Annotated in this window: 20 protein-coding genes; 8 read left to right on the plus strand and 12 right to left on the minus strand. The window is 60.4% G+C overall.

Annotated elements, in window-relative coordinates; genetic code table 11:
* Nucleotides 1–6 precede the first annotated feature (6 nt).
* The 5 genes from M2394_RS17155 (at nt 7) to fabB (ending at nt 6,952) form a co-directional block, all read left to right on the plus strand.
* Nucleotides 7–2,127, plus strand: a complete 2,121-nt coding sequence (locus tag M2394_RS17155) for a TonB-dependent receptor plug domain-containing protein (protein ID WP_372339918.1) — start codon at nt 7–9, stop codon at nt 2,125–2,127.
* Between the two features lies 1 nt (nt 2,128).
* Nucleotides 2,129–3,058: an ABC transporter substrate-binding protein gene (locus M2394_RS17160; RefSeq protein ID WP_178921931.1), complete on the plus strand. Its 930-nt coding sequence runs from the start codon at nt 2,129–2,131 to the stop codon at nt 3,056–3,058.
* Nucleotides 3,055–4,956: an ATP-binding protein gene (locus tag M2394_RS17165; RefSeq protein WP_178921933.1), complete on the plus strand. Its 1,902-nt coding sequence runs from the start codon at nt 3,055–3,057 to the stop codon at nt 4,954–4,956. Before M2394_RS17160 ends, M2394_RS17165 begins: the two co-directional genes overlap by 4 nt.
* A gap of 248 nt (nt 4,957–5,204) precedes the next feature.
* Nucleotides 5,205–5,720 carry a 3-hydroxyacyl-[acyl-carrier-protein] dehydratase FabA gene (fabA, locus tag M2394_RS17170; RefSeq protein WP_178921935.1) on the plus strand — a complete coding sequence of 172 codons (516 nt, stop codon included), beginning with the start codon at nt 5,205–5,207 and terminating at the stop codon, nt 5,718–5,720.
* 11 nt (nt 5,721–5,731) lie between these two features.
* The gene (gene fabB / locus M2394_RS17175; protein ID WP_178921937.1) at nt 5,732–6,952 is read left to right on the plus strand and encodes a beta-ketoacyl-ACP synthase I; all 1,221 of its coding nucleotides are present in this window, start codon (nt 5,732–5,734) and stop codon (nt 6,950–6,952) included.
* 187 nt (nt 6,953–7,139) lie between these two features.
* On the opposite strand, the gene M2394_RS17180 is transcribed toward fabB, so the two are convergent.
* Entirely contained in the window at nt 7,140–8,765 is a 1,626-nt protein-coding gene (locus M2394_RS17180) for a methyl-accepting chemotaxis protein (RefSeq protein ID WP_259173247.1), read from the minus strand.
* Nucleotides 8,766–8,860: 95 nt separating this feature from the next.
* Nucleotides 8,861–9,883, minus strand: a complete 1,023-nt coding sequence (locus M2394_RS17185) for an amidohydrolase family protein (protein WP_259173248.1) — start codon at nt 9,881–9,883, stop codon at nt 8,861–8,863.
* A gap of 141 nt (nt 9,884–10,024) precedes the next feature.
* Between M2394_RS17185 and M2394_RS17190 the strand changes: the two genes are divergently transcribed.
* Together M2394_RS17190 and M2394_RS17195 are read left to right on the plus strand one after the other, a co-directional pair.
* Nucleotides 10,025–10,441, plus strand: a complete 417-nt coding sequence (locus M2394_RS17190) for an OsmC family protein (RefSeq protein WP_259173249.1) — start codon at nt 10,025–10,027, stop codon at nt 10,439–10,441.
* A gap of 65 nt (nt 10,442–10,506) precedes the next feature.
* On the plus strand, nt 10,507–11,373 hold the full coding sequence (locus M2394_RS17195) for a pirin family protein (protein ID WP_259173250.1): 867 nt from the start codon (nt 10,507–10,509) through the stop codon (nt 11,371–11,373).
* 111 nt (nt 11,374–11,484) lie between these two features.
* On the opposite strand, the gene M2394_RS17200 is transcribed toward M2394_RS17195, so the two are convergent.
* The 4 genes from M2394_RS17200 to M2394_RS17215 all read right to left on the minus strand — a co-directional run bounded on the left by M2394_RS17200 (nt 11,485) and on the right by M2394_RS17215 (nt 15,193).
* Nucleotides 11,485–12,207 (minus strand): dienelactone hydrolase family protein, encoded by a 723-nt coding sequence (locus M2394_RS17200; RefSeq protein WP_178921947.1) that lies wholly within the window; start codon nt 12,205–12,207, stop codon nt 11,485–11,487.
* Between the two features lie 66 nt (nt 12,208–12,273).
* Nucleotides 12,274–14,178, minus strand: a complete 1,905-nt coding sequence (gene htpG / locus M2394_RS17205) for a molecular chaperone HtpG (protein WP_259173251.1) — start codon at nt 14,176–14,178, stop codon at nt 12,274–12,276.
* An 89-nt stretch (nt 14,179–14,267) separates the two neighbouring features.
* Nucleotides 14,268–14,720: a PaaI family thioesterase gene (locus M2394_RS17210; protein ID WP_259173252.1), complete on the minus strand. Its 453-nt coding sequence runs from the start codon at nt 14,718–14,720 to the stop codon at nt 14,268–14,270.
* The gene (locus M2394_RS17215; RefSeq protein ID WP_178921954.1) at nt 14,717–15,193 is read right to left on the minus strand and encodes a PaaI family thioesterase; all 477 of its coding nucleotides are present in this window, start codon (nt 15,191–15,193) and stop codon (nt 14,717–14,719) included. Before M2394_RS17215 ends, M2394_RS17210 begins: the two co-directional genes overlap by 4 nt.
* Before the next feature lie 157 nt (nt 15,194–15,350).
* Here M2394_RS17215 and M2394_RS17220 point away from each other — a divergent pair, with 157 nt between their 5' ends.
* A complete protein-coding gene (locus M2394_RS17220) occupies nt 15,351–15,602 on the plus strand; it encodes a hypothetical protein (protein WP_010211724.1) in 252 nt (83 codons plus the stop codon).
* Nucleotides 15,603–15,706: 104 nt separating this feature from the next.
* Here the strand turns inward: M2394_RS17220 and M2394_RS17225 are convergent, their stop codons facing one another.
* The 6 genes from M2394_RS17225 to odhB all read right to left on the minus strand — a co-directional run bounded on the left by M2394_RS17225 (nt 15,707) and on the right by odhB (nt 23,459).
* Nucleotides 15,707–16,444 (minus strand): DUF599 domain-containing protein, encoded by a 738-nt coding sequence (locus M2394_RS17225; protein WP_178921956.1) that lies wholly within the window; start codon nt 16,442–16,444, stop codon nt 15,707–15,709.
* 256 nt (nt 16,445–16,700) lie between these two features.
* Complete coding sequence (gene brnQ, locus M2394_RS17230) at nt 16,701–18,014, minus strand: branched-chain amino acid transport system II carrier protein (RefSeq protein WP_178921958.1); 1,314 nt, start codon at nt 18,012–18,014, stop codon at nt 16,701–16,703.
* 433 nt (nt 18,015–18,447) lie between these two features.
* Nucleotides 18,448–19,329: a succinate--CoA ligase subunit alpha gene (gene sucD, locus M2394_RS17235; RefSeq protein WP_003172813.1), complete on the minus strand. Its 882-nt coding sequence runs from the start codon at nt 19,327–19,329 to the stop codon at nt 18,448–18,450.
* Nucleotides 19,329–20,495 carry an ADP-forming succinate--CoA ligase subunit beta gene (gene sucC / locus M2394_RS17240; protein ID WP_003233235.1) on the minus strand — a complete coding sequence of 389 codons (1,167 nt, stop codon included), beginning with the start codon at nt 20,493–20,495 and terminating at the stop codon, nt 19,329–19,331. Before sucC ends, sucD begins: the two co-directional genes overlap by 1 nt.
* A 204-nt stretch (nt 20,496–20,699) precedes the next feature.
* Nucleotides 20,700–22,136 (minus strand): dihydrolipoyl dehydrogenase, encoded by a 1,437-nt coding sequence (gene lpdA, locus M2394_RS17245; RefSeq protein WP_178921960.1) that lies wholly within the window; start codon nt 22,134–22,136, stop codon nt 20,700–20,702.
* Between the two features lie 99 nt (nt 22,137–22,235).
* Nucleotides 22,236–23,459, minus strand: a complete 1,224-nt coding sequence (odhB, locus tag M2394_RS17250) for a 2-oxoglutarate dehydrogenase complex dihydrolipoyllysine-residue succinyltransferase (RefSeq protein WP_017255679.1) — start codon at nt 23,457–23,459, stop codon at nt 22,236–22,238.
* Nucleotides 23,460–23,471 lie beyond the last annotated feature (12 nt).

A 23,471-nucleotide genomic window follows, 5' to 3' on the forward strand; every position in this document is an offset into this window, starting at 1 on the left:
CGTGCCGTGTATTTGGGCCCTCCTCCCCGCTCATCTGTGTTGTTGATGCTGTTGTGCAGTGCACCTGCGCTGGCTGATGACCTGTTCCTGGACAGCCAGCCGCTGCCGCAAGTGCTGACCGCTACCCGCCTGAAACAATCGGCCGCCGCCGTGCCGGGCAGCATGACCGTGATCGACAGCGAGCTGATCAAGGCCAGCGGCGCACGGGATATCAGCGAACTGCTGCGCCTGGTGCCGGGGATGATGGTCGGCTACACCACCGGCAACCAGGCGGCGGTGAACTACCACGGCACCAGTGCCAGTGATGCCCGACGCATGCAGGTGCTGATCGACGGGCGCTCGGTGTACCGCGCCGGTTTGGCAACCGTGGACTGGAGCGATATTCCGGTGGCCATGGAGGATATCGAGCGCATCGAAGTGTTCCGTGGCCCCAACACCGTCAGCTATGGCGCCAATGCGTTGATGGCGGTGGTCAACATCCTCACGCGTTCGCCGGCCAACAGCCAGGGCACGCGGGTCAAGGTTATCCGTGGCGAGCGCGGGATCAACGACTTCTACGCCAGCCAGGGTGTGGGCTGGGAAACCGGTGATTTGCGCCTGTCCCTGTCGGGCCAGCAGGACGATGGTTTTGACAGCGATGCCACCGGCGCCGACCGCCGCGACAGTCGCCGCCTCAGCCGCTTCAGCCTGGCAGTGAGCCAGACGCTGAACGCCCAGCAGAGCATCGACTGGCAACTGGACGCGAAGGAAGGCACCAACCAGCGCCCCTACACCTACACACCGGTCTTCGCCGGGATTACCGAAGGCGGCACCAATTCCGACGTGACGGCCAAGGACTACGCCGGCTCCCTGCGCTGGAATTTCGACTTCAACCCGGAGCACAGCCTGTATATCCAGGGTTCGGCGCAGCAGTGGGATCGCCAGCAGGTGTGGAAAGCCTGCGACGCCAAAGTGTCGTTCAGCCCGGAGCTGACCCGCCTGTGGCAGCTCAACCCCAACTACGCCGAACAATTGGCCCGGCACATGGACACCTACAGCCAGGGTTCTGCGCCACCGGGCAGTGCTGCCGAGCAGGCCCTGGCAAATCAGGTCCTGGACCAGTGGCGCAACGGCGCCAGCCAGAGCGTGTGCGGTGACATCGACCAGAGCACCCGCGAAAGCCGCTACGACATCGAGGTGCAGGACACCCTCAGCCTGTCCGACAGCCTGCGCCTGGTCAGCGGCATGAACTACCGCTACGACCGCGCCGACTCCGACACCTACTTCAATGGCACCCTCGACGACACCACCTGGCGCCTGTTCGCCCACCTGGAATGGCGGGCCAGCGAACACTGGCTGCTGCAAGGCGGCGCGATGTACGAAGACACCCACTTGAGCGGCAACTCGCTGACGCCGAGGGTGGCGGTCAACTACTTGATCAACCCGCGCCATGGCCTGCGCGCGGTGTATTCCGAAGCTATCCGCTCGCCGGACATGTTCGAGAACAACGTCAACTGGAGCTACCGTGTCACCAACCTCAGCTCGCCGGCCTACGGGCAGAATTCCGGGCAATATTTTGTAGTGACACGCGGCCCCGGCAACCTCGATAAAGAGCTGATGCGTTCGCGGGAATTAGGTTACAACGGGTTCTTCGCCGACCTCGGGCTGAATGTGGACGTGAAGCTGTTCTATGACGAAATCACCGACATGATCAGCTCGCCCCTGCGCAACAACCAGTACATTGCCAGCAATGCCAACAGCTCACGCTTTACCGGCGCTGAAACCCAGTTCGACTGGCGCATGAGCAACGCCGACCGCCTGCGCCTGACCTATGCTTACGTCGACACCACCGCCAGCAACCCACTGGACAAGCTGCAGACAGCGCGCAACAGTGGCTCGGCCGGTTGGTTGCGGGAATGGGGCCAGGGCTGGTCCAGCGCGCTGTTCTACTATGGCGACGATGCACTCAATCAGTATCGCTTCGAACGGGTCGACCTGCGGGTGGCCAAGCGCATTGCCCTGGGCAAAGCCAACGTGGAGCTGGCCGGCATGTTGCAAGAACGCCTCGATAACCAGCCCACCACCTGGGCCGACAACAATTACGACCATCGCCATGTGCTCTACTTCAGCGCGGAGTTAGAGTTCTGACATGGGCGATCAGTCACGGATGACCCTCCTCTTTGTTTCACGCCTGTGGCGACGCGGCCTGCTGCTGGCGTGCCTGCTTCTGACGGCACCGGCCTGGAGCGCCGACATCCTGCTGACCGCCGCCGAAGACAGTGCCGGGGTCCAGGCCTTTGCCCAGGCCCTCGCCCAGCAGCGCCCCGAAGACCACGTCACATTCACCGCGCTCAAGGACCTGCCCGCGCCGAACCAACTGCCCGCCACTACGCGCTTGATCCTGCTGGACTTGCCCGGCCTCGACTGGCGCCTGCAAGACACCCAGGGCCCGCCGACCCTGGTGCTGCGCATCAGCCGCCTGCAAGCCCGGCAACGCCTGGGCACCGCCCACCCGGCCAAGATCAGCCTGCTGTGGAGCGACCCGCCGCTGGAGCGCCAGTTGAACCTGATCGCCAACATCCTGCCCCAGGCCCGGCGCATCGGCGTGCTCTACGGCACCGACAGTGAATTCCTGCTGCCAGAACTGCGCCAGTACGCAACGCCCAAAGGGCTGGAAATCGTGCCGCAGCGCTGGGACAACATCAGCGACAGTCGGCCGTTGCAAACCCTGTTCAAGAGCAGCGACGTGCTGCTGGGCCTCGATGACCCGCAGCTGTACAACCCGAAAACCGCGAAGAACCTGCTGCTCAGCAGCTACGCCCAACAATTGCCGCTGGTGGGGCCCAACGCAGGGTTTGTGCGGGCCGGCAGCCTGGCCAGCACCTACAGCGACCAGGCGGATTGGCTGGCCGTGCTCGACCGCTTGCTGGACCACCCGCCCGCCAACTGGCCACGCACCTTGTACCCGGAACACTTCAAAGTCGTGGGCAACCCGCAAGTCGCGCGCTCACTGGGCATCGAACAGGTGGATGAAGTCGCCGTCGCCGCCCGCTTGGCCGAAGGAGAAAAACGCCCATGACCTTGCGTCGTCGTTGGGACATCAACACCCGCACCCAGCTCATCACCCTGGGCCCGGCGCTGTTGCTGACGTTGCTGTTGATCAGCTTCTTCACCTTCGTGCGTATCCAGGACCTGCGCCAGGAACTGGACCACACCGGCCAACTGATCGCCAACCAGCTGGCGCCGGCCACCGAATACGGAGTGATTTCCGGCAACAATGATGTGCTCGACAGCCTGCTGCGCGCCACGCTGGCCACGCCCCACGTGCGTTTCCTGGAGATCCAGGACAGCACCGAGAACATCCTGGTGTACGTCGAACAGCCGTCGGAGAAGCATGACCGCTCGTTGTCGGTCAAAGTCTTCCAGGCGCCGATTCGCCTGCAGCACATCCAATTGGGCAATGACTTCTTCCAGGACAACCTGAACGAACCCAAGGCGCCCCGTGCGGACTACCTGGGCCGCGTGATCGTCGGCATGTCCAACGACGCCTTCAGCCAGCGCCAGCAGGAGATCCTGTTCAAGGCCGGCATCCTGGCGCTGTTCGCCCTGCTGTTTACCTTCCTGCTCGCCCGGCGCCTGGCGGCCAGCCTGTCGCAGCCGATCAGCGCCATGGGCCACGCGGTGAAGGCGATCCAGCAAGGGGATTACCAGACGCCCCTGCCGATTGTGGATGACTCGGAGCTGGGCGACCTGTCGCGGCATATCAACAACCTGGCCGAGGGCCTCAACCAGGCCAGCCGCGAGCAGCAACAGGCCATGGCGCAACTGATCCAGACCCGCGAAGAAGCGGAACGGGCGAACAATGCCAAGTCGGACTTCCTGGCGATGATGAGCCACGAACTGCGCACGCCGATGAACGGCGTGCTGGGCATGTTGCAGTTGCTGGAAACCACCGAGATGACCGAGGAGCAGACCGAATACGCGGCACTGGCCTCCGAGTCCACCGAGCATCTGCTCAAAGTGATCAACGACATCCTCGACTTCTCCCGCATCGAGCGTGCCGCACTGGAGCTGGAACATATTCCGTTCAACCTCGCCGACCTGATCAGCAGCTGTGCCCAGGCGTTCCAGCACAGCGCCCAGCAGCGCGGGCTGGCCCTGGAACTGCCGATTCCGGCGGGCATGGCGTCGTTGCGCGTGCAGGGTGACCCGACGCGCATCCGCCAAATCCTGGTGAACCTGATCGGCAACGCGCTGAAGTTCACCGAGCACGGCACCGTCACGGTCGAACCCCAGTGGCAGACCCTGGACCACGAACTGGTGTGGTTCACCTGCACCGTGCGCGACAGCGGCATCGGGATTTCCGCGGAACGCCTGGAGCTGATGTTCGATGCGTTCCAGCAGGCCGACAGTTCCATTTCAAGACGTTACGGCGGCACCGGGCTGGGCTTGCCGATCGCCCGCACGCTGGCCGAACGCATGGGCGGCACGCTGCGCGCCCAGAGCGAAGAAGGCCGGGGCTCGGTGTTTACCCTGGAAATTCCGCTGGCGATCGACCAGCACAGCTCCCCCACCATCGCGCTGGACGCCGATGGCAAAGGCAGTGCGGGGGATGGCCGGCATGTGTTGCTGGTGGAGGACAACCCGGTCAATCGCACCGTGGTGGAGGCCATGCTGCGCAGCCTGGGCTTTGAAGTGAGCCTGGCCACCGACGGCGCCGAAGCGATCCGCAGCGCCGAGAGCCTGATTTTCACGGCGATCCTGATGGACTGTCGCTTGCCGCTGATCGACGGTTACGAAGCCACCCGGCAGATCCGTCAGCTGCCCGGCTGCGCCGACCTGCCCATCATCGCCTTGACGGCCAACGCCTTGCAGGGCGACCGCGAAGCCTGCCTGGCCGCCGGAATGAACGATTACCTGGCCAAGCCGTTCAAACGCACGGATTTGCAGCAAATCCTGCAGCGCTGGGTGCAATAGCGCCGCGCCATCAGCCAACTCCGACTGGCATCAAAGACGAAAGTGCGGCAGTCTTAGGCACCCGAACGGGCCGATAAACAGGCCCGGTTTAAAATTTCAGTGAACAAGTGTACATTCAGTGCCTTGACGCTGTGACTTTCACTACAACGCAATAGTCTATGTGTAGGCTGCCGGAATGAGGCGTAACGCTTCAGTCGGTTCGGGAAGATTTGCCCTACCCTGCCGCATGGGATTATTGAGGAGCTCGCATGACCAAACAAAACGCCTTTACTCGGGAAGACCTGCTGCGCTGCAGTCGCGGTGAGCTGTTCGGCCCAGGTAACGCGCAACTGCCCGCCCCGAACATGCTGATGGTGGATCGCATCACCCATATCAGCGAAGAGGGTGGCAAGTACGGCAAAGGTGAATTGGTCGCCGAGCTGGATATCACCCCGAACCTCTGGTTCTTCGCCTGCCACTTCGAAGGTGACCCTGTGATGCCAGGCTGCCTGGGCCTCGACGCCATGTGGCAGCTGGTCGGTTTCTACCTGGGCTGGCAAGGCCTGCCGGGCCGCGGTCGCGCCCTGGGTTCGGGCGAAGTGAAGTTCTTTGGCCAGGTTCTGCCGAGCGCCAAGAAAGTCACCTACAACATTCAAATCAAGCGCGTCCTCAAGGGCAAGCTGAACCTGGCCATCGCCGACGGTTCGGTGACTGTCGACGGTCGCGAGATCTATACTGCCGAAGGCCTTCGGGTCGGCGTATTCACTTCCACTGACAACTTTTAAGGGTTATCCGCATGCGCCGCGTCGTTATCACTGGTCTGGGCATCGTTTCTTGCCTGGGCAATGACAAAGAGACCGTCACCGCTAACCTGCGTGCAAGTCGCCCTGGCATCCGCTTCAACCCGGAATATGCCGAAATGGGTCTGCGTAGCCAGGTTTCCGGCTCCATCGACCTGCCCCTCGAAGAACTGATCGATCGCAAGATCTACCGCTTCGTCGGCCACGCTGCCGCCTACGCCTACCTGGCGATGAAAGACGCGATCGCCGACTCCGGCCTGACCGATGACCAGGTATCGAACGTACGCACCGGCCTGATCGCCGGTTCCGGCGGCGCATCGACCCTGAACCAGATGGAAGCGCTGGATATCCTGCGCGAAAAAGGCGTGAAGCGCGTTGGCCCGTACCGTGTCACACGGACCATGGGCAGCACCGTTTCGGCCTGCCTGGCCACGCCGTTCCAGATCAAGGGTGTGAACTACTCGATCTCCTCCGCGTGTGCCACCAGTGCTCACTGCATCGGTACTGCGGTTGAGCAGATCCAACTGGGCAAGCAGGACATCGTATTCGCTGGCGGCGGTGAAGAAGAACATTGGAGCCAGTCGTTCCTGTTCGACGCCATGGGCGCACTGTCCACCCAGTACAACGAAACCCCGGAAAAGGCCTCCCGCGCCTACGACGCCAAGCGTGACGGTTTTGTCATCGCCGGCGGCGGCGGCATGGTGGTGGTCGAGGAGCTGGAACACGCGCTGGCCCGTGGCGCCAAGATCTACGCGGAAATCGTCGGCTACGGCGCCACTTCCGACGGCTACGACATGGTTGCACCGAGCGGTGAAGGCGCCATCCGCTGCATGCAGATGGCAATGTCCACCGTGGATACCCCAATCGACTACCTGAACACCCACGGCACCTCGACTCCGGTCGGCGACGCCAAGGAAATGGAAGGCGTGCGTGCGGTATTCGGCGACAAGGCGCCGGCCATCAGCTCCACCAAGAGCCTGTCGGGTCACTCCCTGGGCGCCGCTGGCGTTCACGAAGCGATCTACTGCCTGCTGATGATGGAAGGCAACTTCATGGCCGGCTCGGCCAACATCGACGAGATCGATCCGGTGGTGGCAGATATGCCGATCCTGACCAAGACCGTCGAGAACGCAAAAATCGACACCGTGATGAGCAACAGCTTCGGCTTTGGTGGCACTAACGCCACCCTGGTGCTGAAACGCTGGCAGGGCAAGTAAGACCTGTCGCTTGAACGCATGAAAAAGCCCCGACTGGTTCGGGGCTTTTTTATGGGTGACAGCATTCAAAACCGAGTCGTCTGCATCGCAGGCAAGCCAGCTCCCACAGTGACCGAGTACATCCTGAAGGAACGCGGTCAGTGTGGGAGCTGGCTTGCCTGCGATCGGCCCAACGAGACCTTGCGCACTACACCGAAAACCGCGCCACCATGGTGTTCAAATCCACCGCCAACCGCGACAGCTCCTGGCTCGCCGCACTGGTCTGATTCGCCCCGGTAGACGTCTGGTGCGCCAGATCACGAATGTTCATCAAGTTGCGATCCACCTCCCGCGCCACCGCCGCCTGCTGCTCAGAGGCACTGGCAATCACCAGGTTGCGCTCATTGATCAGGGTAAAGGCCGAGGCGATGTCCTCCAGCGCCGTGCCCGCCGACTTGGCGATGTCCAGGGTCGAACGTGCGCGACTGTTGCTTTGCTGCATGGAGCTGACCGCCTGGTCGGTGCCTTGCTGAATGCCGCTGATCATCAGCTCGATTTCCTGGGTCGACTGCTGGGTGCGATGGGCCAGGGCGCGCACCTCGTCGGCCACCACCGCAAAACCTCGCCCGGCATCCCCGGCGCGTGCCGCCTCGATCGCCGCGTTCAGCGCCAGCAGGTTGGTCTGCTCGGCAATCGCGCGGATCACATCCAGCACCTTACTGATCCCGTAGACCTTCTGCGCCAAATCCTCGACCTGGGTCACGTTGTCGGTCACATCGGTGGCCAGCGCCTCAATCGACACCACAGTCTGATGCACTTGCTGGCGCCCATGCTGGGCAATACGGTCGGACTCACGGGACGCCTGGGAGGTGGCCACCGCATTGCTCGCCACCTCTTCCACCGCCGCCGTCATCTGGTTGACCGCTGTCGCCGCCTGCTCGATTTCCTGGTTTTGCTGGTGCAAGCCACGGGTGGCGTCTTCGGTCACACAACTGAGTTCCTCTGAGGCGGACGCCAGCTGGTTCGAAGACTCGGCAATGCGCCGGATCGTGTCACGCAGGTTCGCCTGCATGCCCTTGAGTGCCTGCTGCAAGCGCGCCGGCTCATCGTTGCCACTGACGCTGATCTCACCGGTCAGGTCGCCACTGGCCACACTCTGGGCGACTTTCAGCGACTGGGCCAGGGGCAGCACAATGCTGCGGGTCAGCCATACGGCCAGGCCGATGGTGATCAGCGCCGTCAGCCCAATCATGCCGACCACCCAGCTACGGGACTGGCTGAACACGCTTTGCGCGAGATTGGCCGCGTGGTTGGCGTTGGTTTTGTTCAACTCGACCAGATCGTGCAAGGTGCCGGCCATTTCGTCGGCCAACTGGTTCATCTCACCGTTGACCACTTTGATCGCGTCTTCCAACTGATTGGCCTTGGAAAACCCCATGACCTGCTCCTGGCGCTGCAGGTATTGCTGCTCCTGGGCCTTGAAGCGATCAAACAGCGCATGCTCCTCGGGCAGGACTATCAGCGCCTCATAGAGGGTTTGGGCGTGGTGCAGGCCACTTTTGAGGTCGGCCAGCTTCTGTTCATTCTGCGCCAGCGCCTGCGGGTCACGGTTGACCAGCAAGCGCAGGGTCAGCGCACGCACCCGCAGCAGGTCCTGGCTCATCTCGCCCACGGCCATCACGCTGGGCAGCCAGTTGTTTTCCACCTGGTCCGATTGCTGGCGCATATTGGCCATCTGCAACAGGGCGAAGCCGCCCAAAGCGAAAACCATCAACGCCAACAGGCCAAACCCCAAACCTGCACGCGGGGCGATATTCAGACTTCTGATACTCATGCCTTGGCTCCTTCCAAGTGCGCTGCATCCATTTGCAGCCAGCTCTTGAAAGGTATCGGCGCCTTAGCCTCTTTGCGTAAGACGAAAACGCGATATCAACGTCGCACACCATCGCGAGCAGTTTCAGGCAGGATCGCCAGGAAGTTGTCCCGCGCGACGTTGCGGGCGATGTCTTCCGGCAAAGCATCCAGAAAAGGATCAAAGCGGCGCATTTCCTTACCCAGTTTATTGAAGCGCCCTACGACGTCCGAGCCCAGCATAAAGCGCGTAGGGAAGCGCTCCACCAGCTTGACCCACTCCGGGCGTGGCTGACCGGCGTCATCCAGCAAATACGGCGTGAGCATGCTCCAGGACAGGTCGATGTAGAGGTTCGGATAAGCCTCCAGCAGACGGTTCAAGGTCGGCAGCAAAAAGTCCATCTGTACCTGATGACGGTGGATTTCCTTGCTGGTGCCGGCATGAGCCCAGATAAAACGGGTGTGCGGGTGATTGCGCAGTGGCTCTTCTACCTCGGCCAGGTACAGCGGGTTGCGCTCACGCTTGGAGGTGATGTTGGAATGCAGCATCACCGGCAGATCGTTTTCTGCTGCCAGGTGATAGATGCGGGTCATGGCTTCGTTATTCGCGCGCGGAGTGTCACCGGCGGTGATAGCCGTGAGGTCGTCATGGCGGGTGAAGACTTCACCGATGCCCTGCCACAGTCCTGGATTGAGGTCGAGCATACGCTGGATATGGGCGACCGAGTTCTTGTCGTTGGGGTTGAAGCCAGACAGAAAGGGATGAAAGTGCTGGCGCTGCTCCGGGGGCAGTTTGTTGAGCGCGGCGGCGACGATCACGTCGGTGGCGCTGTACCAGTAGGCGTCGGCGTCGTCACCGGCGTAATAGCGTGGGCGCTTGGGTTCGTCTTCGTGCCATTTTTTTGCGACGGGGATGCCGGAAATCATCACGTGCTCGATGCGGTTGTCAGCCATCGCCTTGAGCAGCTTGTCCATGCCCGCGGTTTCCTGGAAGAAGTCCACGTAATGCAGGTGCGCATCGCTGTAGGCATAGTCGCGGGCCTGCACCACAAGGCTGCTGGTGGCGAGCAACAGGGCAAGGATCAGGCGGGTCCAGGGCACGGTAAAACCTCGATAAGGGGGGCTACGAGTAGACCTTGGGTGCCCAGCCAGGGTTCATCCGCAAAAAAACGTGGAACACCCCAGTGCCAGCATGCTCTATACCTTCATGACCCTTTCTCCTGCCGCCCTGTGAGGTTCACCATGCCTGTTACCGTCAACACCCTGAACCACGACAACTTCCGCCACAGCGTGAACATCAATAACCACGAGCTGTTCACCGACCTGCCCAAGAGCCTGGGCGGCGACGATTCGGCGCCCTCCCCTCACGACTACTTCGACGCGGCGCTGGCCTCGTGCAAGGCCCTGACGGTCAAGCTCTACGCGCAGAAAAAAGATATCCCGCTGACCGGCGTGACTGTCGAGGTGACCCATGACAGCAGCGAAGAACAAAAGGGCAAATACAAGCTCAACGTCAAGCTGACCCTCAAGGGCGTGCTCACTGACGAGCAGCGCGACGAACTGCACCGCGTAGCCGACCGTTGCCCGATCCATAAGCTGATGACCACCGCCGACGTCAGCATCGAAACCCAACTGTCGGAAGGCGCCTTCAGCCAGTAGCAGCAACCTGGCGTCGAGCGGGTTATGCTCAAGAGGCCTCTAACCCGCTCAGACAGGGACGCCCCATGACCACCCTCACCGTGATCCGCCCTCGCCCCGAAGATGTCGAGGGCCAGCCGATCCTGCGCCCGCTGCCCTCGCGGGAATGCCGCAGCGTCGGTCCCTTCGTGTTTTTCGACCATATGTTGCTCACCCGCTACGCGCCGGGCAGCGGCATGAATATCCGCCAGCATCCGCATATCGGGCTGTCGACCCTCACCTACCTGTTTGAAGGCACGCTGCAACACAAGGACAGCCTGGGCTCGGACCAAGTGGTGCAGGCCGGCGATGTCAGCTGGATGACCGCTGGCAGCGCCATCGCCCACGTCGAGCGGACACCCGAGGCGGTCAAGGCCAGCGGTTTCAGCCTGCACGGCCTGCAAGTGTGGCTGGCCTCCCCCAAGGACCACGAAACCGGCCCGGGACACTACAGCCATCACCCGGCAGCGAGCTTGCCGGTCAGCGACAACCTGGGTGTGCAGATCCGCCTGATCGCCGGCAGTGGGTTCTGCCTCAAATCACCGGTGCCGGTGCTTTCGCCCACGTTGTACGCCGATGTGCAGATGCAGACGGCTACCACCTTGCTGATCCCGGACGAGCACGAGGAACGGGCGGTGTATGTGCTGGAGGGTGATGTGCAATTGGACGGTGAGGCACTGGACGTGCACAGCCTGGTGGTATTGCCGATCGGGCGGGAAATGACCCTGTTTGCCGAAAGCGACTGCCACCTGGTGGTGTTTGGCGGTGCACCGTTGGACGGGCCACGGCGAATCAACTGGAATTTTGTGGCGAGTGATCCGGCGGTGATCGAGCAGGCCAGGCAGCGCTGGGCAGCCGGGGATTGGCCGACGGTGCCGGGTGAGTCTGAGAGAATTGAGTTGCCGGTGAGATAGCATTCGCGAGCAAGCCCGCTCCCACATTTTGACCGCATTCCAACAGGTAAAATACGGTCGAATATGGGAGCGGGCTTGCCCGCGAAGAGGCCGGAACAGGCGCTGAAAAAATCAGGCCTTGAACACTTCATCCAGCAAATTGTGCATCGAGGTGAATGCCCGCTTGGCCGTCTTGGCGTCGTACATCATCTTGCCCGGCACGTTGGCGTGCGGGTCGGTAAAGGAATGCACCGCACCGCCATAGCTCAGAAGCTGCCAATCTACGCCAGCCGCGTTCATTTCTTCTTCAAACTTCGGCAACTGCTCTTTCGGCACCAATGGGTCGGAAGCACCGTGCAGCACCAGCACCGAGCCCTTGACGTGTTTTGCGCCGTCCGGGTTCTGGGTGTCGATGGTGCCGTGGAACGATACGGCCGCCTTCAAGGGTGCACCGGTACGCGCCAGTTCCAGCGAGCAGAAGCCGCCAAAGCAGAATCCGAAGGTCGCCAGTTTCGAAGTATCCACCTCGGCCTGGGCCTTGAGTTGCTCGAACGCCGCCTGCATGCGCTTGAGCAGTTGCGGGTTGTCATTTTTCAACGGCATCATCGCCGCGCCGGCTTCATCGCCATTCGACGGACGCACGGTCTGCCCATACAGGTCGGCGATCAGCACCACGTAGCCCTTGCTGGCCACGCTCTTGGCGATCTCTTCAGCACCTGCACTCACACCCATCCAGTTCGGCGCCATCAACAGGCCTGGCAGCGCCCCTTTGTGGCTGGCATCGAACGCCAGACGGCTTTCATAAGACTGGCCATCAATCTGATAGACCACGGAACGTACAGTGACTTGGCTCATCATTTACTCCAGTTGAGGTGCGCTAGAACGAAAAAACCCGCCGAAGCGGGTTTTTCTACAACGGTGTTAAACCGACAGTTCAACCAACAGCTTGTTCAGTCGGCGCACGTAGGCCGCCGGGTCTTTCAGGCTGTCGCCAGCGGCCAGGGCCGCCTGGTCGAAGAGGATGTGCGACAGGTCGCCAAAACGCTCTTCGCTCTGCTCGCCGTCGAGCTTCTCGATCAGCGGGTGAGCCGGGTTGAATTCGAAGATCGGCTTGGAATCCGGCACCTTCTGCCCGCTGGCTTCGAGGATCTGGCGCATCTGCATGCCCAGGTCCTGCTCGCCAATGGCCAGGATCGCCGGGGAGTCGGTCAGGCGGTGCGATACCCGCACTTCGCTGACGGCCTCGCCCAAGGCGGTCTTGATGCGCTCCACCAAACCTTCTTTGGCCTTGGCGACTTCTTCGGCCTCCTTCTTCTCTTCTTCGGAGTCCAGGTTACCCAGGTCCAGGTCACCACGGGCCACGTCGACGAAGGTCTTGCCGTCGAACTCGCTGAGGTAGCTCATCAGCCACTCATCGATACGGTCGGTCAGCAGCAGCACTTCGATGCCTTTCTTGCGGAAGACTTCCAGGTGCGGGCTGTTCTTGACCTGAGCGTAGGTTTCGCCGGTCAGGTAGTAGATCTTGTCCTGACCTTCCTTGGCGCGTGCCAGGTACTCGGCCAGGGACACCACTTGCTCGCCACCTTCTTCCTGAGTGGAAGCGAAGCGCAGCAGGCCAGCGATTTTTTCCTTGTTGGCGAAATCTTCAGCCGGGCCTTCTTTCATCACCTGGCCGAAGTTTTTCCAGAAGCCCTTGTATTGCTCAGGCTCGTTCTTCGCCAGTTTTTCCAGCATGTCGAGTACGCGCTTGGTCAGCGCCGACTTCATGGAGTCGATGATCGGGTCTTTCTGCAGGATTTCCCGCGACACGTTCAGCGACAGGTCGTTGGAGTCGACCACACCCTTGATGAAGCGCAGGTACAGCGGCAGGAAGGATTCCGCCTGGTCCATCACGAACACGCGCTGCACGTAGAGCTTCAGGCCCTTCGGCGCTTCACGCTGGTACAGGTCGAACGGCGCGCGGGCCGGCACGTACAGCAGCGAGCTGTATTCCAGCTTGCCTTCGACCTTGTTGTGGCTCCAGCTCAGCGGGTTTTCGTAGTCGTGGGCGATGTGCTTGTAGAACTCCTGGTATTCCTCGTCCTTGACTTCGGTACGCGGACGGGTCCACAAGGCGCTGGCGCGGTTGACCACTTCCCATTCCAGGGCAGGCTTGTCTTCACCTTCGGCGGCAGCCTGTTCTTTAGGCAGCTCGATCGGCAGTGCGATGTGGTCGGAGTACTTCTTGATGATGTTGCGCAGGCGCCAGCCGTCGGCGAACTCGTCTTCGCCGGATTTAAGGTGCAGTACGATGCGGGTGCCACGGTCAGCCTTGTCGATAGTGGCGATTTCGAACTCGCCCTCGCCTTTGGAAGCCCAGTGCACACCTTCGCTGGCCGCGAGGCCGGCACGACGGCTGAACACTTCAACCTTGTCGGCCACGATGAAGGCCGAGTAGAAGCCCACGCCGAACTGGCCGATCAGGTGCGAATCTTTCTTCTGGTCGCCCGAGAGGTTCTTCATGAAATCGGCGGTGCCGGACTTGGCGATGGTCCCCAGGTGGGTGATCGCATCGTCACGGCTCATGCCGATACCGTTGTCTTCGAGGGTGACGGTCTTGGCGTCCTTGTCGAAGCTCACACGGATTTTCAGTTCGGCGCCACCTTCCAGCAACTCAGGCTTGGACAGGGCTTCGAAACGTAATTTGTCGACAGCGTCAGAGGCGTTCGAGATCAATTCGCGAAGGAAGATTTCCTTGTTGGAATACAGCGAATGGATCATGAGGTGCAGCAGTTGCTTCACCTCGGTCTGGAAGCCCAGGGTTTCCTTTTGAGTTTCCACACTCATGGTCATCAAACTCCAATTGGATGGCAGTGGCCGCCCCCTCGAGGGTGAGCGGCGGGTTGTCATCAAAGTTGGGGGCTAAGACAGGGATTTCAAGGGCGAGCCGGTTCCTCGATCTTGAAATGTGCACGGGCAGTGGCAATCGGTTCGGCCGGGGTGCTCTGCCAGGCGGTAATCGCCACGTTCGCCACGCGCCGCCCCTGTCGCCATACCTGGCATTTGGCGTAGGTGTCGCGGGCCTGCCCGGCGCGCAGATAATCCAGGGAGAAGTCGATGATTTTCGGCAAGCCAGGCGAGCCGGTGAAGACCAGCAGGTGCAAAGCCGCCGACAGCTCCATGAAGCCGGCAATCACGCCACCGTGCAGGGCCGGCAATATGGGGTTACCAATATTGTCCTTGTTGGCTGGCAGGCGGAACAACAACTCATCCCCTTGACGGGTGCATTCAATGCCGATCAGCTTGGCGTAGGGGATCAGGTTGAGCAGCGCCGCGTAATCACCACGCTCATGGGCCTGCTCGAGGCGGGTCTTGAACCGGTGTGTCATGCCTGCGCTCCCTTGATGGCGTTGCCCAGCCCTTGGGTGCCCTTGAGACGTTTGCCCATGCGCATGAACGTGCCCACGACATGGGCGATGGGCTGCTGCGGGTCATCCTGGTAGGCGAAGCCACGGGTAAAGATCACATCGGTGGTGACTCGGTAACATTGCGCGAAGCCGTAGACCGGCTTGTGGGGTTCGGCGGGGTGCATGTAGTCGACACGCAGGTCGAGGGTCGGGCATACCTCGAACTCCGGCAGCACGCACAGGGTGGCCATGCCGCAGGCGGTGTCCATCAAAGAGGTCAGCGCGCCGCCGTGGATCACTCCGGTCTGGGGGTCACCGATGATAGGGGGGCTGTAGGGCAACAGCAGTGTGATGCCCTCCTCGCTGGCCTGATGAACGGTAATGCCCAATACCTGGCAATGGCGCAAGGCCGATACAAAACGCGTCGCACGCTCTAACAGGGGATTTTCGGTCATTCTTTTCAGACTCTTATTAGTGTTGATCCGCGAATGAGGGGCACAGGCAAAAGTTCCTGCCAGTCAGCGATTTATATATCTATGAAACAAAAGGAACTAATGCCGAACCGCCATGCTCGAAAGGCCAGTAGATATCTTCAATAAGGAGAAACACCCCATGCGCAAGACTTTAGCTATTTCCATGATGCTCGCCGCTGCCCTCGGTCTCGCTGCCTGCGACAAGAAATCCGAAGACAAAGCCCAAGACGCCGCCGCACACTCTGAGCAAGCTCAGAAAGACATGGCGAAGGCTCAGGATAAAGTGAACGACGCTGCGAAAGAAAACGCCGATGCTGCCAAAGCTCAGGCTGAATCGAACGAAGCCGCCGCAAAAGAAGCAGCACCTGCTACCCCTGCCACCGGTTCTTGAGACCGCGGCTCGAAATAGCTTTGTTGCAATAAAGAAAGCCCGCTTAGATAGCGGGCTTTTCTTTGTCTGCCGTTTTTAGTCCGAGCGTTAATACACTGAATGGATTAAGCAGGCTCTTTGGCGGGCTCGGGTAACGGTGTATCCGTGGGGGTATAGACCATCACCTGCAGTACATCAGAGTGAAACTCACGGCGGTACAGCACCAGTACCACCCCGCTGCTCATCAACATGAACAACCAAGGGCTGACAAACCACGCCAGCATGGTCATGCCGAAGTAATAAGAGCGCAGGCCAAAGTTGAACTGGTTGGCCGCCATGGAGATCACCCGCGCTGCGCGCAGGGCAAATGCATTGCGCTCCTGCTCCGACACATGGCGCTCTCCGATCATGGGCGCCGAGCCGACCAACACCGCCGCAAAGTTGTATTGACGCATGCACCAGCTGAACGTGAAGAACGCGTAGACAAACACCAGCGCCAGGCACAGCAGCTTGATTTCCGACATGCCCTGGGACGCCTGCTGCACCATGGGAATATCCGCCAACAACGACACCGCCCGCTCGGAAGCGCCGAGGACGGTGAGAATGCCGGCCAGGATGATCAAGGTGCTGGACGCAAAGAACGACGCGTTGCGCTCCAGATTGCCGATCACACTGGCATCGGCGATACGGTTGTCGCGCAGCAGCATGCGGCGCATCCAGTCCTCGCGATACAGGTGCAGCACGCTGGCCAGGCAGGCCGTGTCCCGGGCTTTCCAGGTGGCATAACGGGTGTAACCGCCCCAGCACAGGGCAAACCAGAAGGCGGCGAGCAGGTGGATCTGATTGGTTTCGATGAACGACATGCGGGTCCTTGTGCGTTACAGGAATGACGAGCACAGCCCTTGTGGGAGCGGGCTTGCCTGCGATAGCGGTGTGTCAGCCACTGAACAGACTGGCTGATACCCCGCTATCGCAGGCAAGCCAGCTCCCACACTGACCACATTTCAATTTTGGAATGCTGTTTCGACGCCAGCTCAGGCGAAAAGACACTGCCTGATCCCCATAAAAAATGCCCCGTATCGATTGATACGGGGCATTTCTGTACAGCGTCAAAAGCGTTTAAGCGATCGCTTCGCTGCGCTTGCCCAGCATACGGTCAACCACTACCGCGACAGCCAGGGTCATCACCGAAGGCACCAGCCACGCCAAGCCCTGCTCGCTCAGCGGCAGGTGCGCCAGTTGCGATGGCATCCAATCCGCCAGGCCTGCGCCCTTAAGCGCATCGATGCAACCAAAGATGAACGACACCAGCATCACCGGGCCCACGATACGGCCCTGCTCCTGCCAGAAGTCTTTGCAGAAGCTCAGGGCCACCAGCACGATACATGGCGGGTAGATCGCGGTGAGCACCGGGATCGAGAACGCAATCAGCTTGGTCAGGCCCAGGTTGGACACGAACAGCGAGAACAGCGCCAGGATCACCACCAGCGCCTTGTAGGACAACGGCAGGATACGGCTGAAGTACTCGGCGCAGGCGCAGGTCAGGCCCACCGCCGTCACCAGGCACGCCAGGGAGATCAGCACGGCCAGGAAGCCGCTGCCCAGGGAACCAAAGGTGTGTTGCACATAGGCGTGCAGCACCGCTGCGCCATTGCTGGCCCCGGCGGCAACCGCATGGCTGCCCGAACCGAGGCGGAACAGGCTGATATACACCAGTGCCAGACCGACACCGGCGATCAGGCCAGCGATGATGGCGTAGCGAGTAATCAGTTTTGGCGACTCGACGCCCCGGGAGCGGATCGCGTTGACGATCACGATGCCGAACACCAGCGCGCCCAGGGTATCCATGGTCAGGTAACCATTGATGAAGCCTTGGGAGAACGGTGCAGCTACGTATTCCGGCGTTGCCACACCCACTTCACCGGCCGGCAAGGCAAATGCGGCGATACCCAGGATGGCCAGAGCGATGATCTTCAGCGGTGCAAGGAAGCGACCCACGGTGTCCAGCAGTCGGCCCGGGTACAGGGACACAAAGAACACCACCAGGAAGTACACCGAGCTGTAGAGGAACAGCGCCAGCGGGCTTTCGCCGGTCAGTGGCGCCAGGCCCACTTCAAAGGACACGGTCGCAGTACGCGGGGTAGCGAACAGCGGCCCTACCGCCAGATACGCCGCCGCCGCGAGCAGGCCACCGGCGATCTTGCCGATCGGGCTACTCAACGCGTCCATGCCGCCACCGACCTTGGCCAGGGCGATCACGGTGACCACCGGCAGGCCCACTGCCGTGATCAAGAAACCCAGCGCTGCCATCCAGACGTGAGGCCCGGACTGCAAACCAACGATAGGCGGGAAGATGATGTTGCCGGCGCCCACGAACAGGGCAAACGTCATAAAGCCCAACGCCAGGATATCCTGGCTTTTCAACACTTTCATTTGAGGAAATACCACACTACTGAATCGGAATTTAGAGAGGGATTCCCTATGGATGAGGGAAATGCTGCCGGCCCTTATGGCGGCCGACCGGTCTAGCGCGTGGCTTCCTTTTGGGATGCGAACGCATAAAGAGGCGGCTAGGTTACAGAAATTGGCTGACGAACGCACTGTTGCGGGGCGAACTGTCCGATAAGCGACATCTTCATGTCGCGTTTTCATACCTTATTTGACAACCCGACCCCGTGTGGGAGCTGGCTTGCCTGCGATAGCGGTGTGTCATCCAGCATTTTCGGTGGCTGACGCACCGCTATCGCAGGCAAGCCAGCTCCCACAGTTGACCGAGTAGACGTCCAACAAATGGGCAAACGCGGAAAACACAAAGGCCACCCGAAGGTGGCCTTTGTGTTGGTAAAGCGTCAGCTAAGCGCGAGGCTTACTTGACAGCCCAACCGGTCAGCTCGGCCAGGGCCTTGCCGATGTCTGCCAGCGAACGCACGGTTTTAACGCCTGCGTCTTGCAGAGCAGCGAATTTCTCGTCTGCAGTGCCTTTGCCGCCAGAGATGATTGCGCCAGCATGGCCCATGCGCTTGCCAGCAGGGGCAGTCACACCAGCGATGTAGGAAACAACCGGCTTGGTCACGTGTGCCTTGATGTAGGCAGCCGCTTCTTCTTCAGCCGAACCGCCGATCTCACCGATCATCACGATCGCTTCGGTCTTCGGGTCTTCCTGGAACAGCTTCAGGATGTCGATGAAGTTCGAACCTGGGATCGGGTCACCGCCGATGCCGACGCAAGTCGACTGACCGAAACCGGCGTCAGTGGTCTGCTTAACAGCTTCGTAGGTCAGGGTGCCGGAACGGGAAACGATACCGACTTTGCCTGGCAAGTGAATGTGACCTGGCATGATGCCGATCTTGCATTCGCCTGGAGTGATCACGCCTGGGCAGTTAGGGCCGATCAGGACTACGCCCAGCTCGTCGCACTTAACTTTAGCGTCCAGCATGTCCAGGGTAGGAATGCCTTCGGTGATGCAGACGATCAGCTTGATGCCGCCGAATGCCGCTTCCAGGATCGAGTCCTTGCAGAAAGGAGCTGGAACGTAGATCACGCTGGCGGTGGCGCCAGTGGCAGCTACAGCGTCTTTCACGGTGTTGAACACTGGCAGGCCCAGGTGCTCGGTGCCGCCTTTGCCCGGAGTTACGCCGCCAACCATCTTGGTGCCGTATTCGATGGCTTGCTGGGTGTGGAAACTACCTTGCGAACCGGTAATACCCTGGCAGATAACTTTGGTGTCTTTATTGATCAGGACGCTCATTATTTGCCCTCCGCAGCTTTAACAACTTGTTGAGCAGCGTCGGTCAGGCTGGTAGCCGCGATGATGTTCAAACCGCTTTCTGCCAGTACTTTAGCGCCCAGTTCAGCATTGTTACCTTCAAGGCGAACAACAACCGGGATTTTAACGCCGACTTCTTTCACTGCACCGATGATGCCTTCGGCAATCATGTCGCAACGAACGATGCCGCCGAAGATGTTGACCAATACTGCAGCGACGTTGGAGTCGGACAGGATGATCTTGAAGGCTTCGGTCACGCGTTCTTTGGTAGCACCACCGCCTACGTCGAGGAAGTTGGCTGGTTTGCCGCCATGCAGGTTGACGATGTCCATGGTACCCATGGCCAGGCCAGCACCGTTGACCATGCAACCGATGTTACCTTCCAGGGCTACGTAGTTCAGTTCGAACTTGGCAGCGTGCGCTTCGCGCGGATCGTCTTGCGACGGATCGTGGAAAGTCTTCAGCTTAGGCTGACGGTACATGGCGTTGGCGTCGATGTTGATCTTGGCGTCCAGGCAGTGCAGATCGCCGTCAGCCTTGATCACCAGCGGGTTCACTTCCAGCAGGGCCAGATCGTGATCCTGGAACAGTTTGGCCAGACCTACGAAGATCTTGGCGAACTGGGCAACTTGCTTGCCTTCCAGGCCCAGCTGGAAAGCCAGCTCGCGACCCTGGAATGGCTGAGCGCCAACCAGTGGATCGATGGTGGCTTTCAGAATTTTTTCTGGGGTTTCGTGAGCGATCTTCTCGATGTCCACGCCACCTTCGGTGGAAGCCATGAACACGATGCGACGGCTCGAACGGTCAACGACAGCGCCCAGGTACAGCTCTTTAGCGATATCAGTGCACGATTCAACCAGGATCTTGGTGACTGGTTGGCCATTGGCATCAGTCTGGTAAGTCACCAGACGCTTGCCCAGCCACTGCTGTGCGAAGGCCTTGGCGTCTTCTTTGCTGCGAACCAGCTTAACGCCGCCCGCTTTACCGCGACCACCGGCGTGAACCTGGGCTTTGACAACCCATTCAGTGCCGCCGATTTTGTCGCAAGCTTCTGCTGCTGCTTCCGGGGTGTCTACTGCGTAGCCCTTGGATACTGGCAGGCCGTATTCAGCGAACAGCTGCTTACCCTGATACTCGTGAAGATTCATGCTTTTTACCGTCTTCGTTAGGTACTGCGCATTCGGCGCTGCGCTCATTATGAGTGCCGCGCCACCTGTGACTGCTGCTTGCGCAACTTGCGGGGCTTAACGCCCGTAAAGCTGCGAAAGACTGCGTCCAGCGGATATTCCGCGGTGAGTCTTGCGCGCAAGGCTCACGACGGGCAACTCCGCCGTGGTTTCTTATTATCTCGCTTAGCGCTTCTTGCGGTTGGCGATGTGGATGGCGCCGCCATTCACTGCCAACGCAGCTTCGTGCAACGCTTCGGACAGGGTCGGATGGGAGAAGACCATCATGCCCAGGTCTTCGGCGCTGGTGCCGAATTCCATACCGATAGCGCCTTGCTGAACCAGTTCTGCAGCGCTTGGGCCAATCACGTGGACGCCCAATACGCGGTCAGTCTTGGCATCAGCGATGACTTTGACAAAACCACCGGTGTCGTTGGCTGCCATGGCACGGCCAGAAGCGGCAAACGGGAAGGTGCCGACGTTAACTTCAACGCCTTCAGCTTTCAACTGCTGTTCGTTCTTGCCGACCCATGCAATTTCCGGGTGGGTGTAGATAACCGATGGGATCAGGTCGTAGTTCATCTGGGTTTTATGGCCCTTGATGCGCTCGACAACCATGATGCCTTCTTCGGAAGCCTTGTGTGCCAGCATCATGCCGCGCACCACGTCGCCGATGGCGTACACGCCAGGCACGGTGGTCGCGCAGTGATCGTCAACGTGCACGTAGCCGCGCTCGTCGAGGGTCACGCCGCTGTCGGCTGCCAGCAGGTCGGTGGTCACTGGACGGCGACCAACGGCTACGATCAGCTTGTCGAAAGTGATGGTTTTTTCGCCATCTTTGTCGGTGTAGTTAACAACGACTTCTTCGCCATTCACTTTGGAGCCGGTTACGCGCGCGCCCAGCTTGATGTCCAGACCTTGTTTGGTCAGGGTTTTCAAGGCTTCTTTGGACACAGCGGTATCGGCGGCCAGCAGGAACGTGTCCAGGGCTTCCAGGACAGTCACTTCGGCACCCAGGCGGGACCATACGGAACCCAGTTCCAGGCCGATCACGCCAGCACCGATCACGCCCAGGCGCTTAGGCACAGCCTGGAATTCCAGGGCGCCGGTCGAATCAACGATCACGTTGTTGTCGACTGGAGCTGGTGGAATGTCGATTGGGCGCGAACCTGGCGCCAGGATCACGTTTTCAGCTTCGATGACTTCAACCGAACCGTCTGGCTTGGTGATTTCGATCTTCTTGCCGGCCAGCAGCTTGCCGTGGCCTTGCAGGGAAGTCACACCGTTGGCCTTGAACAAGGTCGCAACGCCGGAAGTCAGGCCCTTAACGATGTTGGCTTTACGGCCGACCATTGCTGGCACGTCCATGGTCACGCCAGCGTGGTTGATGCCGTGGATCGCGAAGCCGTCTTGGGCTTCGTGGAATTTCCAGGAGCTGTCCAGCAGCGCCTTGGAAGGAATGCAACCGACGTTCAGGCAGGTACCGCCCAGTGCCAGTTTGCCTTCCTTGTCGGTGTATTTTTCGATGCAAGCAGTCGAGAGGCCCAGTTGTGCGGCCTTGATGGCGGCAACATAGCCGCCAGGACCTGCACCAATCACTACAACGTCAAATTTCTGCGACATGAAAATAGTTCCTCTATTTAGCAGCAAGCTTTCAAGCCGCAAGCCCAGGGTCAAGCTGCCTTGACTGGCAGTTTGCCCCAGGGCCTGCAGCTGCTTCTATCAGATATCCAGCAGCAGACGAGCCGGGTCTTCCAGCAGGTTCTTGATGGTCACCAGGAAAGTCACGGCTTCTTTACCATCGATCAGGCGGTGATCGTAGGACAGCGCCAGGTACATCATCGGACGGATCACGACCTGGCCGTTGATGGCCATAGGACGCTGGATGATGTTGTGCATGCCCAGGATCGCAGCTTGTGGTGGGTTGACGATCGGCGTCGACATCATCGAACCGAAGGTACCACCGTTGGTGATGGTGAAGGTACCGCCGGTCATCTCGTCGATGGTCAGCTTGCCGTCACGGGCTTTCTTGCCGAAGGTGGCGATGCCGCCTTCGATTTCAGCCAGGCTCATCAGTTCGGCGTTACGCAGAACCGGAACCACCAGGCCGCGGTCGCTGGACACGGCAACGCCGATGTCTGCATAGCCGTGGTAAACGATGTCGTTGCCGTCGATCGAAGCGTTGACTGCCGGGAAGCGTTTCAGCGCTTCGGTGGCCGCTTTCACGAAGAACGACATGAAGCCCAAACGCACGCCGTTATGGCTCTTCTCAAAGAGATCCTTGTACTTCGAACGCAACGCCATGACTTCGGTCATGTCGACTTCGTTGAAGGTGGTCAGCATCGCCATGTTCGATTGTGCTTCAACCAGGCGCTTGGCCACGGTGGCACGTACACGGGTCATCGGAACGCGCTTCTCGGTGCGGTCGCCAGCAGCGAACACCGGCGCAGCGGCAGCCGGGGCAGCCGCCTTGGCAGGTGCAGCAGCTGGAGCGTTCTTCTTGGCTTCAACAGCAGCAACCACGTCTTCCTTGGTGATGCGACCGTCTTTGCCGGTGCCTTTTACGGAAGCCAGGTTGATGCCGTTCTCTTCAGCCAGCTGACGGGCAGCCGGTGCAGCGATCGGGTCTTCAGCGCCAGCAGCAGGAGCGGCAGCTGGAGCAGCCGCGGCGGCCGGTGCAGCAGCGGCAGGAGCAGCGGCAGCAGCGCTGCCCTCCTCGATCGAACCCAGAACCTGGTTCGACAGAACGGTAGCGCCTTCTTCGGCAACGATTGCGCCCAGTACGCCGTCAGCTTCAGCCAACACTTCCAGAACGACTTTGTCGGTCTCGATGTCGACGATCAGGTCGTCACGCTTTACAGCGTCGCCTGGTTTCTTGTGCCAGGTGGCAACGGTGCCATCGGCAACCGATTCCGGGAATGACGGGGCTTTGATTTCGATAGCCATTATCTGTGGGTC

It is taken from the genome of Pseudomonas sp. BIGb0164 (assembly GCF_024810135.1).
Classification (GTDB): Bacteria; Pseudomonadota; Gammaproteobacteria; order Pseudomonadales; family Pseudomonadaceae; genus Aquipseudomonas.